This is a genomic window from Shewanella sp. SM87 (genome assembly GCF_025653705.1).
Taxonomy (GTDB): domain Bacteria; phylum Pseudomonadota; class Gammaproteobacteria; order Enterobacterales; family Shewanellaceae; genus Shewanella; species Shewanella oncorhynchi.
In genome coordinates, this window is the sequence record NZ_JAKKSC010000024.1 from 14,499 (window position 1) to 32,614 (window position 18,116).

The 18,116-nt window shown below is 45.1% G+C and carries 11 protein-coding genes; 4 read left to right on the forward strand and 7 right to left on the reverse strand.

Annotated features, from left to right (window positions below; genetic code table 11):
- Positions 1 to 8 precede the first annotated feature (8 nt).
- The 6 genes from mtrA to L5M11_RS17255 form a co-directional block, all read right to left on the reverse strand.
- Entirely contained in the window at positions 9 to 1,010 is a 1,002-nt protein-coding gene (mtrA, locus tag L5M11_RS17230; protein WP_028760483.1) for a decaheme c-type cytochrome MtrA, read from the reverse strand.
- 68 nt (positions 1,011 to 1,078) lie between these two features.
- The gene (locus L5M11_RS17235) at positions 1,079 to 3,031 is read right to left on the reverse strand and encodes an OmcA/MtrC family decaheme c-type cytochrome (RefSeq protein WP_173245653.1); all 1,953 of its coding nucleotides are present in this window, start codon (positions 3,029 to 3,031) and stop codon (positions 1,079 to 1,081) included.
- Between the two features lie 402 nt (positions 3,032 to 3,433).
- Positions 3,434 to 5,965: an OmcA/MtrC family decaheme c-type cytochrome gene (locus L5M11_RS17240; protein WP_173245650.1), complete on the reverse strand. Its 2,532-nt coding sequence runs from the start codon at positions 5,963 to 5,965 to the stop codon at positions 3,434 to 3,436.
- Positions 5,966 to 6,213: 248 nt separating this feature from the next.
- Positions 6,214 to 8,133: an OmcA/MtrC family decaheme c-type cytochrome gene (locus L5M11_RS17245; protein WP_263192835.1), complete on the reverse strand. Its 1,920-nt coding sequence runs from the start codon at positions 8,131 to 8,133 to the stop codon at positions 6,214 to 6,216.
- 35 nt (positions 8,134 to 8,168) lie between these two features.
- Positions 8,169 to 10,319 (reverse strand): MtrB/PioB family decaheme-associated outer membrane protein, encoded by a 2,151-nt coding sequence (locus L5M11_RS17250; protein ID WP_263192836.1) that lies wholly within the window; start codon positions 10,317 to 10,319, stop codon positions 8,169 to 8,171.
- A gap of 13 nt (positions 10,320 to 10,332) precedes the next feature.
- The gene (locus L5M11_RS17255) at positions 10,333 to 11,292 is read right to left on the reverse strand and encodes a DmsE family decaheme c-type cytochrome (protein ID WP_263144397.1); all 960 of its coding nucleotides are present in this window, start codon (positions 11,290 to 11,292) and stop codon (positions 10,333 to 10,335) included.
- A gap of 440 nt (positions 11,293 to 11,732) precedes the next feature.
- On the opposite strand from L5M11_RS17255, the gene L5M11_RS17260 reads away from it, so the two are divergent.
- From L5M11_RS17260 to glnS, 3 genes are all read left to right on the forward strand, one after another.
- The gene (locus L5M11_RS17260; RefSeq protein ID WP_028760477.1) at positions 11,733 to 11,972 is read left to right on the forward strand and encodes a ferrous iron transport protein A; all 240 of its coding nucleotides are present in this window, start codon (positions 11,733 to 11,735) and stop codon (positions 11,970 to 11,972) included.
- Positions 11,965 to 14,259: a Fe(2+) transporter permease subunit FeoB gene (feoB, locus tag L5M11_RS17265; RefSeq protein ID WP_028760476.1), complete on the forward strand. Its 2,295-nt coding sequence runs from the start codon at positions 11,965 to 11,967 to the stop codon at positions 14,257 to 14,259. Before L5M11_RS17260 ends, feoB begins: the two co-directional genes overlap by 8 nt.
- A 216-nt stretch (positions 14,260 to 14,475) precedes the next feature.
- Complete coding sequence (glnS, locus tag L5M11_RS17270) at positions 14,476 to 16,146, forward strand: glutamine--tRNA ligase (RefSeq protein WP_263192837.1); 1,671 nt, start codon at positions 14,476 to 14,478, stop codon at positions 16,144 to 16,146.
- Between the two features lie 179 nt (positions 16,147 to 16,325).
- Here the strand turns inward: glnS and L5M11_RS17275 are convergent, their stop codons facing one another.
- Positions 16,326 to 16,922, reverse strand: a complete 597-nt coding sequence (locus L5M11_RS17275) for a Yip1 family protein (protein ID WP_105252940.1) — start codon at positions 16,920 to 16,922, stop codon at positions 16,326 to 16,328.
- Positions 16,923 to 17,205: 283 nt separating this feature from the next.
- On the opposite strand from L5M11_RS17275, the gene miaE reads away from it, so the two are divergent.
- The gene (gene miaE, locus L5M11_RS17280; protein ID WP_028760473.1) at positions 17,206 to 17,976 is read left to right on the forward strand and encodes a tRNA isopentenyl-2-thiomethyl-A-37 hydroxylase MiaE; all 771 of its coding nucleotides are present in this window, start codon (positions 17,206 to 17,208) and stop codon (positions 17,974 to 17,976) included.
- Positions 17,977 to 18,116: the final 140 nt, after the last annotated feature.

Here is an 18,116-nt window from a genome sequence, read left to right on the forward strand (position 1 = left end):
TCGTCTCCTTAGCGCTGTAATAGCTTGCCAGATGGATGGTTTGAACCATGGACCTGACTGTGGCAATTTAAACAGCTTCTTCCACCCGTAAAGGCATTGTCGCCGACGTTTGAACCTAAACCAGTGTTACCTAAGTAAGCATTGCTGGCGTGTCCATCGCTGGCGTGACATTGCTGACACAGCTGCGGTGCGCGGGTTTTCAACATGGCATCATTCACACTGCCGTGAGGATTGTGGCAAGTCACACAGTTCTCAGTAACGGGTGCATGTTCCCACAGTTTTGGGCCGCGTTTCTCGGCGTGGCAGGAGTAACAGGTTTCGTTAATGCTAGGCTTGTTTAGATCGGAATCTGTCATGCTCCCATGGGGATTATGACAATCGCTACAGGTCATTTGAGCCCATTTTAGTGGGTGACTCGAGCGTTTATTCATATCTGCTTTTTGCTTCGTGTGACAGCTAGTACAGACTTCCATTTCGGTGTTTTTTGATAACACAGGATCTTTTGCGACATGCACTTGGTGGCATGAGGCACAAGCGACATCGGCATTGTCATGGTGACTACCGTTCCAAGATACGCGTTTATCATCTTGGTGACAGCTCATACAGACACTGTTTTGTTTTTCTGCACTTAAGGTCGATTGCTTACCAAAAGTGATCATCGGCTCGTTGCCGCCTTTATTGTGTTGACCCATAGGACCATGACAGGCTTCACATTGCAGGCCAGCCATTGGGCTCTTTGATGAATCAATGGCGCCATGAACACCTTTGAAGAGGTCCATCACTTTTTCAGATTTTTTGTGGCACATCAAACAAGAATCGGCACCTTTAGGGGAGTAGCTGCCTTCGGCAAACTTCTTATCTAAGGTGGCTTCGACTTGTTCTGGAGTCATTTTGTCATCCCACTTTGAGGCGTGTGCACTCGGTGTGATGCATAAAGACATCACTGCAGACATTGCCATGGAGATGACAAGTGCCGGCAGTAGGTTTTTCATTTTTAGGCTGTTCTTCATAATAGGCTTCCCAATTTGTCCCAACAAAATTCAAGAAAGGGGGAGCGAACTCCCCCTGCTTGGGCAAATTACATCTTCACCTGAGTGTGATCTGTTGGTGTGGGTTTGTGACAGTAGAAACAGGTTTCTGACTGCGCCGCTTGATTGGCTTGAACATAATCACCGTTCACAATCGCGCCCATATTTTCTAAGCCGTGGCCAATAGATTCTGGCGCGTGGCATGAAGTACAAGTGGCAGTGATTGGCGTGGTGTATTTACCCGCAGTTGTTGCCAGAGCGCCTTTGACCTTGAATGCATCTAGGTTGAAGTCGTTATGACATTGGGTACATTCTTTGATGACACCTTGTTTACCATGAACAACGTGTAATTTCATCTCCAACGCACCTTTGTTAGCACCACTTGCATAGGTACCATCAGGGGTATGACAAGCGACACACGCATCCACACCGACGATTGGCTTACCGCTGGCATCTTTTGCATGTGATAGCTGTTCTGTCATCACAAAACCCGCATGGTGGCCTTTGTGAATTTCGAAGCTATCACCGTGACAACCTTGACAGGTACCAAACTCAACTGAGTTAACATGACGCATGCTCGGTGCTTTACCAGACTTAGTGCCAAAAGCTAGCTCAGCTTTCATGCTCGTTGTTGCGCTGTCTGCGGTACATGCGGTTAAGCTTGTACCAGTGCTACACACTTCTAAACCGATAATGGTAAAGGCGGTATCAGTATCGCCTGCACCGAAAGGTAGAGCGGGTGTTGTAAAGACCAATTTACCGTCAACTAAGGTTACACCTTCTTGCAGTGCGCCATCTTTGACTAAGTCTTTCGCTATTTTCGCTTTACCGCTACCTGGACTTGGATTGTAGCCCATGATCGGGAAGTTAGGGCCAACGTTGGTAACGGACTCTAAACGTTTAATCTTATCTTGAACGGTTGCCGCATCAATTGCGTTACCATCTTTGTCTAAGATAGACACGGTTAATACTGCAGTATCATCAGCTTGACCAGCAAGTGCTGCTGACATACCTAACTGAGCGATAACGGCTTTTTTGTCTGCAGTCTTACCTGTGTGCAGTTCTGCAGTCCAATCGCTGTTATGACAGGCGATACAGTTAGAGTTATCTAGCTGTTGTGAGTGACCTTTACCAGCAGCAAAGTCCACTGCGCTATGGCAGCTTCCACATGAGGCAGCAGTTGGGATACGTGACCAATTACTCCAATCAGGCGTAGCCTCATTTGCTGCGTGACAGCTTTGACAGCTTTCTAGTGAGCCTAAGGTAAGGTCTTTGTGTTTAGCGTGAACGAGAACATTGAACTCTTTACCTACACCGACTTTTCCGGCTGTGTGGCAAGTTGCACAGTAATTAACGTCAGAATACGCGCCGCCATGTTTAACATTGGCTAAATCTTGGTGACAAGTATTACAGCTTTCTGTGGCGACAATTTTGCGACTGTATGTTGGCAGTGCGCCAGTATCGGCAGTGAAGTCGACAAAGGCGTTACTGTTTGGTACTTGAGTACCATCGGGAAGCGGAGTGTTATAAGCGCGGATTAATACTCGTTGAGCTAACTGTTCGTTATAGGTGACTTTAGTGTTAGCGGTCAGGTTCATACTAAAAGTATAACTGTAGTGACCGTTTTTCTTGTCAACGAAAGTCCCTGGGCATGTTGCAGCGACATCACAGGTTTCATCACCAAAGTATTGCCATTGTGACGCATTACCTGCACCAGTTGCACCTTGTGGGATTAATTGTGCTGCGGCAAAACGCATTTTTTGTAGGCCAACAACGGGTAAATCATTTTCGTTAGTGACGGTAAACTCAACACTCGGAATACCGTTAGTGACGACAGATTTGTCAAAGGCGAAATTAAGGGTTTGAATCGCTGGAGCAGGTTCGCCGCCAGGTTCACCGGGATTACCATCATTACCATCGCTGCCACCACAGCCCGCTAAGGCCATAGTGACTGCACTTGCTGCTAACAGCAGTGCGATTTTAGTTGTTTGTGCGTTCATCATTTTTTTCCCTGCATAGGTTTGGCATTGCTTAAACGCTATGTTCTAGAGCCAACAGATTCTATGTCTGTGTTTTTGGTCACTAGAAGCGACTTAAGTGGATGCTGGAAATAGAATTCCCCAAGGAAAGGCTAACCTAACATGACCTTAAAATCTCCAAGGCCTTTGCTAATGTGTGACTTGGATCTTTCTATTTCTAAAGAGGTATTTAAAGCGAGAGGTAAAAATGATTCTAGAACAAAAAAACAGCGGATTTTATCTGGGTAATGTGCGTTGACTTTATACTATAAAAGAAAGGTTTGAATGGGATTGCTGTTATGTAAATAAAATCCCCCGCAGTGCGAGGGATTTTGCTGAATTTAATGTGAGTAACGACTGATTTGCGATTCGTTACTCGGTTCCATATTAGTATTTCACTGGGTGAACTTTATCCACACCAAATGATTTACCTTCACCATGGCAGGTCGCACAGGTTTCGCTACCAGGAGTATAAGTGCCAGCAGCAGCGTTATATACACCACCATTGGTTTCGAAGTGACCTATCACTGCGCTGTCAGTTGCGGTCGTTGCATGGCAAGATGCACAAGCTGCAACGGTTGGTGAGTATTCACCAGTACTTGCTAAGAACGCAGGTTTATCGCCTAGTGTAGCTAAGCTAAGTTGACCTTTATCATGACAAGCCGCGCAGTTCGCTGGGTTTTCAGGGAAGGTTGCTGCATCTGTTGTTAAACGGCGAACACTGCGAGTATCAGCGTGAATTTGGTGGATCATGACTTTAAAGTCAAAACCACGTTCAAATGGCTTTTTACTGTGAGCAGGAGCGCCATTGTGACAAGCCACACAACTACCATCGGCTAAAGCTACCGCGGTATTAGGTACAGCAGAGTGACAAGTACCACAGCTGTTATCAGGCTTGTCTGCCGCATGGGTCAGCGCATGAGAGGCTGAAAAGTCAGCTTTCTCACCATGACAGTTAGCACATTTTGCTTCAGAGATGACTATGCTACGTGCGGTAACATTACTTGCATCGGCAGAGAATGAAGCTTTATTACTGCCAACAATCACTTCGTAGATTGGTGCTTCAGTGTTACTACAATCAATCGCAGCATCCATCGTTGGATCGAGTTCTGCAGAGTTTGCACAGATCAGCAATTTGCCGTCCATGAAGCCTTTACCAATACTAACAATTTGTTTGTATGGAACAGAACTTGTGCCAATAACAGCTTTAATGCCTGTTAATGTGTATGTTACTTTTGAGCCATTTGGTACCGCTGTTAAGTTAGCGTTAGTCTCAACTTTGGCCAAATTTACAGAAATACGGTTTTCGCTACGACCTAAAGTACCATTAGATGGACGTGGGCCCATGGTGTATTCAGTGCCATTGAATGCCGTTAAGCTGACCCAAAACTCTTTCACTTTAGGATCTTGATGTGGAGCAACATCACTGTGCCAATCGACTGTGAATGTTAACTCTCCTTTAGCCACATCAAATGTGCCATTTTCTAACTTATAGGCATATTCAGTTCGCAGTAACTTAGTGGCATTAGCTTTTGCTAAGTGATATTTAGCGCTGCCTTCTTCACCTTGTTCGGCGTGACAAGAAGCGCAGCCTCCATTTTGGAATACATTGACTAGGTTTGCACCTGGAATACCGTCAATTTCAGGTGTTGCATAGTAATGGAAATAGTTACCAACGAAACCACGGTCTTTTTGACCTTCAGGTGGCGTTAACCATTCACTGTTATCTACTGGATTAAAACCTGACATGTGACAAGATGCGCAGGCTAAACCTTTGTGATGTTTAAAGCTCGCGGCATCAACGGGTCCTTTGTCATCTGTGCTATGGCAAGACTGGCAGTTCCCGATAGAGACAGGCAGAGTGACTCGTTCAGAAACGTCTTTACCTTCACGGTATTGTGGGTAGCCACTTTCAGCCGCAGCTTTAGCCATAGTACCGCTAAAGTCATAAGCCGTTCCGCTGTAACCCACCATAGCGTAAGTACCTTTGTGAATGGCATGAACCATGGCGCCCATATCCAAAGGTGATCCTGTTTCTGGATCTTTACTGTAGCTGGTATGACAAACTTGACAGTTTGCTATTCCGATCCGTCTTCCGCCATGTAGTGCTAATGGCTTAGCAGTAGAAGATGTATCGCTATAATTTGTGCTGTGACACTTGATACAGTTCGCTTCTAAATCGACGACCGTACGCGTTTCCGTCTCTTTAGCTACTCTAAAGTTATCGCTTGGTAAGAAGTCGATATGGCTGTTGACTAACTTGGCATCTTTACTGCCATCGGTTTGAAGTTCTAAAGTAATGCGATGTATTAATGTTGGGTCGTAGGTTAAATCGAGACCTTCAATAGCGGGCAAAGTACTTAAATTGGTTTGGAAGGTATAGCGGTAAACGCCACTATCAACCACTGTTAAACAAGTGGTTTTACAACTAGATTCGATGTTCGCTTGAATAGCATCACCAGGTGTAAATTTCATTTCTTTAGTAATAGGATTGCCAGCGCTATCTTTACCATCGGTATAGCTATAATTTGCAAGACTGCGTGCAGGATCAGCTGCTTTCACTGAGTTGATATAGCTGACCCATTGAGGTGTTTTGTAACCTTTGCCACTTTCAGGGGTAAGTTTTGCAATACCCAATCCGATAGCATTGATTTGAGCGTATTGCTCTAGGCCCGTCACAGGAACGCCATTCGCATTCGTTAGTACTATGTCTACGCTGACAGTGCCGTTGTCAATTTTTACATCTTCAAGTGTGGCTTTGAGTGTGGTGGCTTGACTTATGTCTAAGCCTACCGGACCCGGTTTTCCGTCTTCACCATCTTTACCGTCACTACCACCGCAACCGGCGAGTAGTAGAGAGAGTAAACCGGCACCCAACATCGCTTTTGTTGCGGTATTGAAATTGAACCGTTTCATCATGATATTTCCCTGCAATAGTTGTAATCATCATCAAACGCCTGGCAAATAAGAATAAATCTCATTACCCGCATAAGATGTGTGGAATTAGTTTTCCATCTGTAAGGCTAACTAAGTCACTGGTATTTATCAGTCACTTTAGGCGGGTAATGTGACTGAGATCTGACTATTTCTTTAGGAGTAGATGACTGCATCGTATGAGTTCCTTTTATATCTGCAGTTGCTGGCCTTTTTAGGCCAGCATCATAGGGTTAGTTTATTGGATGCACTTTCAACACGTCCGCGACTCCGCCCTGTCCATGACAGAAAGCACAGGTTTCAGTTCCTGCGGTTGCATCGGATTTTGTACCTGCAAAAACAGCACCTTGCTGAGCCATGTGGTTATGAGTGCTGGTATCTGAATGGCAGTTGCTACACACAGCGGCAATTGGGCTGGTAAAAGTGCCGTTATCGAGGGCAAGGGGTTGTACCGCTGAATTTAAGGGGAGGGCGACGGTAGAAATCCCCGCAGTATCGTTAACGTGACATTGGGCACAGTTACCGATTTTTCCTGGGTAGTTTAGGCTTTCAAACCCCGTGAATTGACTGGTGTGAATACCGTGGATCAGCTGCTTAAAGTCAAATGACGTGATTGAAGGATTGGCTGCCGTCGCATCGGCCAGCATATTGGCGTTATGGCATAGCTGGCATTGACCATCGAGATCGTTACGTGAGCCGTGAATATTCAGTTTTTGATCACCATGGCAATTACCGCAGCTTGCATTGCTCACAACGCTACGGCGACCTTCATTGCTCAATGCTGCCATATCAAAATAACTGTGGCTGGATTTAATCACTAACACTTCCGCCAGTTCAGTCGTGCAATCAACCAGTACTTTATCTTTGGCACAGACTCTGCCTTGAATCGCAAGTCCGCCATGATCCGTTTCAGTGCCTGCTGGCACGGTAAGGCCCGCTATCGTATAGGTATAAATGCCATTAGAGTCTGATATGGGTGTGGATTCCGGCAGTTTAATCGAGCGAGCTGAACGGGTCGCATAATCAAAACTGGTTCCCCAGTTGGCATATACTCTTAAATCATTGATAAATTTTAGCTTATCGGCACTTTCGCTATACACAGTTCCTGTGGCTGGATTCATCAGCTTAACCGCAACAGTGACCGTACCATTGGCATCCATACTAGCGCTGGTGATACTTGGGCTAAATTGCATCAGTGCCACGGTTTTAGCTTCATCACTGTGTACGCTTGCGGTCCAGTCGGCATTATGACACGCCACGCAGTTACTGTTATCTGTTTGCACTGGGTGTCCTTCGCCTGCGGGGAAATTGATCTGTGTATGACAGGCACCACAGGCTTGCATGGTCGGGACTCTGCGCCAGTTTTGCTGTTCGGTTAACTCAGCCTTATCGACGTGACAGGTTTGGCAGTCACTAATGGGTTGCGGGAAGCCGGTTAAATGTTTGCTGTGGATCATTTGTGGGAAAATATCCGCAGGGTTACTGACTTTTTTGCTGTTATGGCAGGTGACGCAGGTTTCGATTTGATTATATCTACTGCCATGGAAAGCTAGATTACTGTGGCAACTATTACAGGTCTCTATTGTGACTAAGTTGCGGGTGTAAGCGACATTACTACCTGAAGATTGCCAGTCATAATGCTGATTGGTTATAGGTAAGGGCGTGTTATCGGCAAGTTTATCGCCGCCAATTTTGACCACCATTCTTTGGGTCGCTTCGGGCATAAACGTCACTCCATTCATGCCATTAAATGCGGCGCTGAAGGTATAACTGTAGTGACCGTTTTTATGATCTGTGAGACTGCCTGGGCAAGTTGCCGCGCAGGTTTCAGCGGTAAAGTGCTGCCATTCACTGCTATTCCCCGCGCCTGTATAACCCTGGGGGAGAAGCTGCGCAGCAATAAATGTCGCCGATGGGATACCAATCACGGCTTCATCATCTTGATTGCTCACTTGAAAATCCACTTGAGCAATGCCATCTGTCATCGCGACTTTATCGACCATGATGTTAAGGTTAGTTATCGTTAATGCAGGCGGTTTCGCAGGCTCACCGGGATTACCATCTTGGCCGTTATCACCGCCACAGGCGCTTAATAGCGAGACTAAGGCCAGCATAAGACTGAATCGAGTGCGAATTTTTGCAAACTTGTTCATATTTATATCCTTGGAATGCGCTGTCAGTGCCTAAGTTACATTTGGTAGCTTAAGGTCAAGCCTAAGTAGTGAGCGTTGTAATCGTGGCCCATATCACCAAAACTGAGTACGTTGGGAATCGTGTCCCAGCTTGTGCCTTGGTTTTGCCAGTTAGCATCTTGATATTTTTCGAATAACCAATCGACGCGCAGCGACATACTGTCGGCAAACTTATATTTGGCGTAGGCATTAATATTGTGTTTGCGGGCGTAAAAATCGCCATAGGGACTGGTGATGCCGTAGGTCACTTCTGTATCACTCTGTCCATCGGAATAGCTGTAATCCAAACCAATATCGAGGTGATGATCGAACAGGTTTTGATAACTAAGCCCTGCACCAATCAAGGTTGATTTTTCCTCGGCAGTGCTGTACCAATCGGGTGTCGAGAAGGAATTACTGCCCGCTTGGTCTGAATCGCGCCAATCTTGGTTAACAAAGGCGGTTAAATTGAGGTCACTGCTCAGCACATATTGGGCTGACAAGTCGTAACCGAGATAGGACACCTTTGTTAGACCTACTAGGGTATGATGATAGTCGTCATTAATGCTGTGTAAGCTGGCACCAAGAGATAGACCAATATCGCTCTGATAATCCGTGTGTAAGGTGACTTTCTGTCTTTTTCTATCGGCAAGGTAGGATTTACGTAGCCAAGGATTACTTGAACTTTGAGTGGTTGCGACGGGATGATATTCACTGCCATCTCGCTCTAGTGCTTCTCCTTTCAACCAAGCTGACCATGCGGGCGAATAGCGATAACTTAGTTTAGCAAACACGCCGGACTCGTCGACGGATTGGCGGTCGAGTTCGGCATAATCGTTTTCATTATGGCTGTAACCCGCTTCGGCATAAGCCGCTGAGGTAAAACGGTATTTGCTTTTAAGTTCGAGTTTTTTGGTGCGCTTATCATAAAGGCTATTTTGGGCTGTGCCTTGATTAATACTGTCGGTGACGATCTGCGGAAAGTCTAATTGAGCCGTTTTGTTATCTCTGTCTTGATAGTTGTAACTTGCCTGCATACTTAAATCTTGGCTTATCCGTCCTGAATATTTAAGGTCCATCTCTACAATATCGACTTGGCCATTTAAGGTATCCGCAGGCAGGACGGGCGATGGGCCATTGATGGTGGCAGGAATAAAGGTGTTATCTTGGGTCATGCGGCTAAAGCCTGCGTGCATCAATACATTTTGACCATTTGCTCCCCCTGAGGCTTCTGCGGCAACTCTGTAGGCTTTATTGTCGGGGTCGACCGCATTCTGGCCTATGTATGCTGCACCAAAGGTGGGCGTGTAGGCTGATTGCCACAGCATGGCTTGGTGATCATTTTTATATTGGCTGATTTGGCTATTGATGCCTGCTTGCCAGCCTGAACCGTTAAAATAAATTCTCGCATCGACTTCATAAGTACTGTCATCAATTGGTTGGGCTAGTATAACGCTATTGGTGAGTATATTGGCACTGGTCTTTTTTGCGCCACTGCGGTCTTCATGCTGATAGTTTAGCGAGGCTTTGTAGTGACTGTTATTGTCACCTTCAGGTGATATTTTGCCCGCGTAGTAACCACCGATACTAAAGCGATCACGTTGAATACTTAAATCTTGGCTAACAAGGCTGCTCTGTAACATAGGCATAGATTGCGTTGTGCCGCCTGTTATCCAGTTATCGGGCAATAACATTTTATCTTGCACTGAGGTATAGGGGCTTTTGAGTTGATTATGGTTATAGTTTGCTAAGCCTCTATAACCCAAGTTGATTTGATAGTTTCCCAGCCTTCCCGTTGTGAGCATGGCTGAGCCCGCATCAAAACCTAACTTATCCGCGACCAGCTCGGTTTGATAACCCGACGGTGTTTTGTACACCATATCCGCACCGACGGCACCAACGAGACCATCATTATCTGTTCCAGTACTGTTACCAAAACGGCTGTCCTCACTATCGTTGTAAGCGAGGCTGGCACTGACATTGCCAATATGCCCTGTCTTAGGTTGGCATTGCTTACAGCTCCATGCCTCTGTCTTTATGCTACTTCGATTCGCTTCTTGCAGCCCATAACCTTCGGCGTGTGCTTGAGTCAAAACACCGCTTATCGCCCAAGCCAGCAAAGTGAGGGAGAAATAAGCGCTAGGGTGAGACATTTTAGCTGTTCGCATGATCATTCCCTTGTTATCTCTGCAGTAATTTGCCAGAAGGATGGTTAGAGCCATGCACTTGTCCATGACAATTCATACAGGAATTACCAGAAGTGAAGGCATTGGTTTGATTGCCAAAATAGGCATTACTGCTATGGCCATCCGAAGCGTGGCACTGCTGACACAGTTGTGGCGGTTTGCTGATCAGCATGGCTTCGTTCACGCTGCCGTGGGGATTATGGCAATTAGCGCAGTTGTCGGTGACGGGGGCATGTTCCCACAGTTTAGGGCCGCGTTTTTCGGCATGACAGCTATAGCAATTTTCATTAACACTCATTTGCTTCAAGCTTGAATCGTTTAAACTGCCGTGGGGATTATGGCAGTCACTGCACACCATTTGTTGCCACTGTAATGGATGCGCCGAGCGCTTGTGCATATCGGCTTTTTGTTGGGTATGGCACTGGGTACAAATGGTGACTTCATTGGCTTTATCGCTGATAGGATCTTTTGCGGTATGCACTTGATGGCAGCTGCTACAGGCGACATCGGCGTTATCGTGGTGATTGCCTTTCCATGCGGTACGTTGACTGTCATTGTGGCAACTCATACAGACACTGTTTTGCTTTTGCGCGGGAACAGGGGAGTTTGCGCCAAAGGTGATCATCGGCTCTTTGCCACCTTTATTATGATTCCCTAACGGGCCGTGGCAGGCTTCGCACTGCAAATCGGCCATAGGCGAATCTTTCACATTGGGGTTGCCATGAACCCCCTCAAATATTGCCATCACCATGGCACTTTTTTTGTGGCACATCAGGCAAGTATCAGCGCCTTTAGCGGAATACTTACCTTCGGCGAATTTTTTGTCTAATGTCGCAACAACTTCTTCTGGTTTTTTGTTATCCCAAGGGGTCGCTGAGGCCGAAACGCTCGCGATTGATAACAAAATACATAGCATAGCCTTAGCTATGCTTCTGAACTTTAGCCCTATTTCCATGGTTATGTTTTCCCGAGTGCATTTATATTTGTTATTTTTACGCTTTCGACATTGCTAATTTAGCTTATTGAGCTTGGTTAATATTAGAACAAGTGTGTGACACGTGCTTAACATTGCGTGGTCTTTTCACTGTAAAGAAGGATGATTTTACAGGCGATATAGATTAAGTGTGATTTTGATCACACTTGCTTCGGGTGGGATTTGTTTACAGCGTTTTGACTTCTGTGCATCGCTTGATAGTCACTAATGCTAAGGTGCGGATTTTTATTTTCGGTTGGTCGTTTATTCATTGGAATTTTTATCACATAATACCCAACACAATTGAAAACTATTATCGTTACCAATCAAAAATCTTGATCTAGGTAAAGTTATTAGTGTCATCGCTCGGTTACAATGGGCGCAGTTTTTCGAGCTGAACCTGTTGCAAGGTGGAATACGTAATGAAGTTAAGCGAACTCAGTCCCGGCGATCGCGGTCTTATTTCTGAAGTGGGGCGTTTGGCGCTGCCACAAACCGTGAAGCGCAAGTTGTTGTCCATGGGGATCACGCCAAATACGCGTTTTTTATTGATCCGATACGCACCTATGGGCTCTGGTCTCGAACTGGATATTCGTGGTAGTAAACTTTGTATGCGCAGAGATTTGGCAGACATCATTGAGGTGGAAAAGACGAATGGCTAAGCAGTTTCATTGCGTCACAGTAGGAAACCCTAACGCGGGTAAATCTACACTCTTTAACGCGCTAACAGGCGCAAATCAACAAGTGGGTAACTGGTCTGGTGTTACGGTCGAAAAAAAGACTGGTCATTTCACCTTAAACGGTGCTGACGTCTATCTGACAGACTTACCGGGTATTTACGACCTTCTTCCTGCGGGTAATAGTTGCGATTGTTCACTTGATGAGCAAATTGCGCAGCAATACCTTGCCGAGCAACGTGTCGATGGCATTATCAATTTAGTCGATGCCACTAATATCGAACGTCACTTATATCTCACAGCCCAATTACGTGAACTCGCTATCCCTATGGTAGTGGTGCTGAATAAAATTGATTCGGCTGTCAAACGTGGGATTAAAGTCGATTTAAAGAAAATGAGCCAAGAGCTGGGTTGCCCTGTGATTGGCGTGTGTTCGCGAGATCCTGCCGATGTCGCTAAAGTGCAGGCACAGGTACTCGATTTACTTCAAGGCCGAGTCTCAGAAGCCCCATTAGTGCTTCACTATGATGAACAAATTGAAGCGGGCGTGCAGTTACTCTGCAGTAAAGATGCCCAATTAAGTCGCGGCCGCGCTTTGGCTATGCTAGGTAATGGTTCAGGTTGTGGTAGCTGTAAAAATGCTGAACTGCAGGATGAAGTGAATTCCTGTACTCAGATTATCGCTCAGCAAGGCCATGATATTGAAGTGATGGTGGCGACCACGCGCTTTAATTTCGTTGAACAAGTTTTTCAAGGTTCAGTGAAAGAGTCAGGGTTCCTCACCCTCAGTGACAAATTAGATAAACTCGTTTTACATCCTGTGCTTGGCATTCCTGTGTTCTTGTTTGTGATGTATTTGATGTTTATGTTCAGCATTAATATTGGCAGTGCTTTTATTGATTTCTTTGATGTTTTTGCTGGCGCATTGTTTGTCGATCACTTCGGTTCATTCTTGACGAGCATGGGCTCTCCGGCTTGGTTGGTCACTATCTTAGCGGGCGGTGTCGGCCAAGGCATTCAAACCGTATCAACCTTTATTCCTGTTATTGCGGCGCTTTTTCTCGGTTTGTCGATCCTCGAAAGTTCTGGCTACATGGCGCGCGCTGCATTTGTGGTTGACGGTTTAATGCGTCGTATTGGCCTGCCTGGTAAAGCATTCGTTCCTATGATTGTCGGTTTTGGTTGTTCAGTGCCTGCAATTATGGCGACGCGAACCTTAGGCAGTGAGCGTGAGCGTATTGTGACAGGGATGATGGCACCATTTATGTCCTGTGGTGCACGTCTTCCTGTTTATGCACTATTTGCGGCTGCTTTCTTCCCTGATTCAGGTCAGAATTTAGTCTTCTTGCTGTATATTATTGGTATCTTTGCCGCTATCGGTACGGGTTTATTACTCAGAAGCACTTTATTACCCGGCAGCAGTAGCGCTGTGGTGATGGAGCTGCCAAGTTATGAACTACCTAAGCTGAAAGCTGTTATGGTTCGTACAGGTAAACGCACTAAGAGTTTTATTTTAGGCGCAGGTAAAACGATTGTTCTGGTCGTGACCTTATTGAACTTTATCAATGCTATTGGTGTTGATGGCACATTTGGCCATGAAGATAGCCAAGCATCTTTGCTGAGTGTCGCGAGTCAAAAAATCACGCCTATCTTCTCGCCTATGGGCATAGAGCAGGATAACTGGCCTGCAACCGTCGGTATTATCACGGGTATTTTCGCCAAAGAAGCGGTTGTTGGTACCTTAAACAGTCTATACAGCAGCGCGGCGCCGACAGATGAAGAACTTGCACCATTGAGTGAAAGCTTTAATGCGGCTCTGGCAACGATTCCAACTAACTTGTTTGGTTTAGATCTTGAAGATCCGCTTAAACTGTCGGTCGGTGATTTAACCAATAAAGAAACCGTTGCTGAAGAACAAGGTGTTGCGACATCGACTTTCGGTGCTTTACAAGCAGGTTTTAGTGGTAAAGTTGCGGCTTTCTCCTACTTGCTGTTTATCTTACTTTATACTCCTTGTGTTGCGGCAATGGGCGCCTTAGTGCATGAGTTTGGTTCTCGGTGGGCGACGTTCGCGGCAACGTGGACTTTCTCACTGGCTTATGGTTCTGCAACGGTAGTTTATCAAGCCGCTACCTTTACGCAGCACCCAGTTCAATCAAGTCTGTGGATTGGTTTCTTCTTGTTTGCATTAGCCGCTTTTTATCTGTGGTTGAAACGTAAGGGTAAAAGAAGCCAGCAGATTATTCCTGGGATCCGCATTATCACCGAGTAAGATTTACTGAGTCAGCATGACTGAATAATAAATGTCAGCTTAGTTAGGTCAAAGATAAAAGCAGCTTTCATGGCTGCTTTTATTGTTTTACTATCGCGGTTATAACCCTAAACAGTCAAAAACCAGAGTTTTTAACCCTAGGCATTGTAACTAGTAGTGATCTGTAGGATCATGCTGGTTTTCTTAAAATTGCCATTGTTCGCAAAGAGGAATTCCATGAGTCATGTGGACACTGAAGTACGTCCGAGTAACTTTATTCGTAATATCATAGATGAAGATTTACAAAGCGGTAAGCACACGAGTGTACAGACTCGTTTCCCGCCGGAACCGAATGGCTATCTTCATATTGGTCATGCTAAATCTATCTGCTTAAATTTTGGGATAGCGCGAGACTATAACGGTCTGTGTAATTTACGTTTTGACGATACTAATCCTGAAAAAGAAGACATTGATTATGTGAATTCTATTCAGGCGGATGTGCGTTGGCTTGGATTCCAGTGGGATGGTGACGTTCGCTATTCATCAAACTATTTTGATCAGTTACATCAATATGCGGTTGAACTGATTAATAAAGGTTTGGCTTATGTGTGTTTTTTGAATGCAGATGAAACCCGTGAATACCGTGGTACGTTAAAAGAGCCAGGTAAAAACAGTCCTTTCCGCGACACATCAGTCGAAGAAAACCTCGCCTTATTCGCTAAGATGCGCGACGGTGGTTTTAAAGAAGGTGAGTGCGCATTGCGTGCCAAAATTGATATGGCATCGCCATTCATGTGCATGCGCGATCCTATCATCTACCGTATTCGTTTTGCCCATCATCATCAAACAGGTGATAAGTGGTGCATTTACCCAATGTACGACTTCACGCACTGTATTTCTGATGCGTTAGAACATATTACCCACTCTTTATGTACTTTAGAGTTCCAAGACAACCGTCGTTTATACGACTGGGTGTTGGATAATTTGAATGATTTTCAAGCGCCGAATCGTACTCGTCAATACGAGTTTTCACGCTTAAATCTCGAATATACCTTGATGTCTAAACGTAAGCTGAACGACCTTGTGACCCGTAAACTCGTGTCAGGTTGGGATGACCCACGTATGCCAACGATTGCAGGCTTACGTCGCCGTGGTTACACACCGGCTTCAATTCGTGAGTTCTGCCAACGTATCGGCGTGACTAAGCAAGAAAATATGATTGAAGTCGGCATGTTAGATGCGTGTATTCGTGAAGAATTGAACGAACATGCACCGCGTGCGATGGCCGTATTACGTCCATTGAAAGTCATCATTGAAAACTATGCTGAAGATGAACTTGAGTACATTCAAGCGGCCGCTCATCCAAATGATGAGAGCATGGGGACGCGTGAATTAGCCTTTGGCCGAGAAATATTGATTGATGTGGCTGACTTTAAAGAAGAAGCCAACAAACAATACAAACGCTTAGTTACAGGTAAAGAAGTGCGTTTACGTAATGCCTATGTGATTAAAGCTGAACGTTGTGACAAAGACAGTGAAGGTAATATCACGACGGTTTACTGTACTTATGATCCTGAAACTTTAGGTAAAAACCCTGCAGATGGCCGTAAAGTCAAAGGCGTGATCCATTGGGTTGAGGCATCTACTGCTAAGCCTGCTGAATTCCGTCTCTATCAGCGTTTATTTACCGATCCTAATCCTGCTGCGGCAGAGACTGTGGATGAAGTGTTGAACCCTGAATCATTGATCGTTGTACAAGGTTTTGCAGAAGCAAGCTTAGTGAATGCACCTGCAGAACAAGCCTATCAGTTTGAGCGTGAAGGCTATTTCTGCGCTGACAGCAAAGATTCATCGCCGGATAATTTAGTGTTTAACTTGACCGTAGCGCTGCGTGATTCTTTCGAGTGATTTTGCTTAAGTGGATCTGTTTGACTGAATGAGTCAAACAGATCTGCTAACTCGCTCAGAGCGTTAATTCAACTCAAAAAAGAAGGCCTTTGCGGCCTTCTTTTTTATTTTCTGCTACAAATCAATTGCGACGCAGAGCTTGAGTTGCTGTTGATTAAATTTGTGATGAATTAAAATGGTTATTGGTACATAGGACCAAAGCCTAAGCTCCATAAAATGACACTAGTTGCCATTAGCCCCACCAAGAGTACTAAGCCTGCTGTCACCATAGAGCTGGCGTAGATAAAACCTTTCTCTTCGGGGATATTCATAATGATAGGCACCCCCGCGTACAGTAAATACACTGAGTAGGCTAAACCAATCAACCCTACTATCATGATAAACCATAGCACTGGATATAATGCGGCTAAACCGACCATAAACAACGGGGTTGCAGTGTAGGAGGCGAGCTCTAATGCTTGGGTGTAAGTTGGGTTAGCATCGAAGGTTTTTGCCATCCAATAGGCTAAATAGGCAAGGGCGAATACGCCTGCAATCAGGCCTAAATACATGCCTGCGGACATAAACAGGGCGCTTTGTGGTGTAAGGTAAATAGGATCGCCAGCGCCAGGATTCCAGCCAATGTAAGCCGTAGCTATATAGCTGCACACCGCCGGAATTAAGGCGATAAGTACTACATGGCTTAAGCTACTTTTCAGTGCCTCATGGTTTTTTTCAATTGTTTGCCACTCTTGTTTTGGATGAGTGTATAGCCCCATTAAGTGATTCAGTATCATTATAATTATCCTTGTTCAGCATTGATGAATGGCTCGCCAAACGTCAGACGAGCTGATAACAGCTCTACAATCGAGGTTAAAATGGTGTCCTGTCTCTTTATCCATCGATTGGTTACACATAGAGAAGTGAGAGGCTGTGTGATCAGGATCTCAGTTCTTTAGAGTGTAGATTATTTATTGAACAAAAAGTTCAGCGCGTCAAGTTTACTTAAGCCTAATGCTATAGCTTATGAGTAAATATGCGTAAAATAGTGCGATATTCAGAATGATATTGAGTGAGTCCATGCTGCAACTTCTTGCCCCCATCCACGCATTTCTTCACTGTGAAACACCGCAAACTTGGATTGATGTTGCGATAAAATCAGATTCCTTGGATGAGTTGCTGATCGACCATTGTAACTGTGAGTTAAAAGCCGCTCAGACAGCGATTTTTTTGCTACGAAAATATGCGTTAGATAAAGACAGTGGTCGAGCTCTGTTGGCGTGGGCTAAACCCTATGAAGAGTTTATTTATTCGCAAGAACATGATGTGGAAAGTTTTTTAGCCCGTGATGTGAAAAAGAATGAGTTGGTAACTGACCTTATACCTAAGCCCAACTTTAAGTTTGCTGCGAATTTAGTTTCACCTTTAATCCGCTTGATTAAAGAAGAGTTTCATCATTTTGAACAAGTATTGGATTTAATGCACAAGCGCAGTATTGATTACCGCAATATTCGCGCGGGTCGTTATGCCAAGGGCATGATGAGTCATGTGACAACCCATGAGAAAGATATTTTGCGGGATAAGTTGATTGTAGGGGCATATATTGAGGCTCGCTCGTGCGAGCGCTTCGCTAAACTCGCGCCTTATTTAGACGGTGAGCTGAGTAAGTTTTATGTGTCACTGCTGCGCTCTGAAGCGCGACATTATCAAGATTATCTTGCGTTAGCTCAGTTGGTTTCACCTGAGGATATTAGCGAGCGAGTGAAGTACTTTGGCGAGTTAGAAGCTGAGTTGATTTTGGCGCAGGATGATGAGTTTCGTTTCCACAGTGGGTCGCCTCTACTAAATTAATTTGAACGGCTTTGCTTCCCCAAACGAGTAGAGTTAAGTCCATATAGCTGAAACGATTAACGGTTCTAACAAACCATTAATCACAGTATTTTCAAGCTATTAAAGCTAAAAATTTAAGCTTAAGTAACGCTAAATGAGGC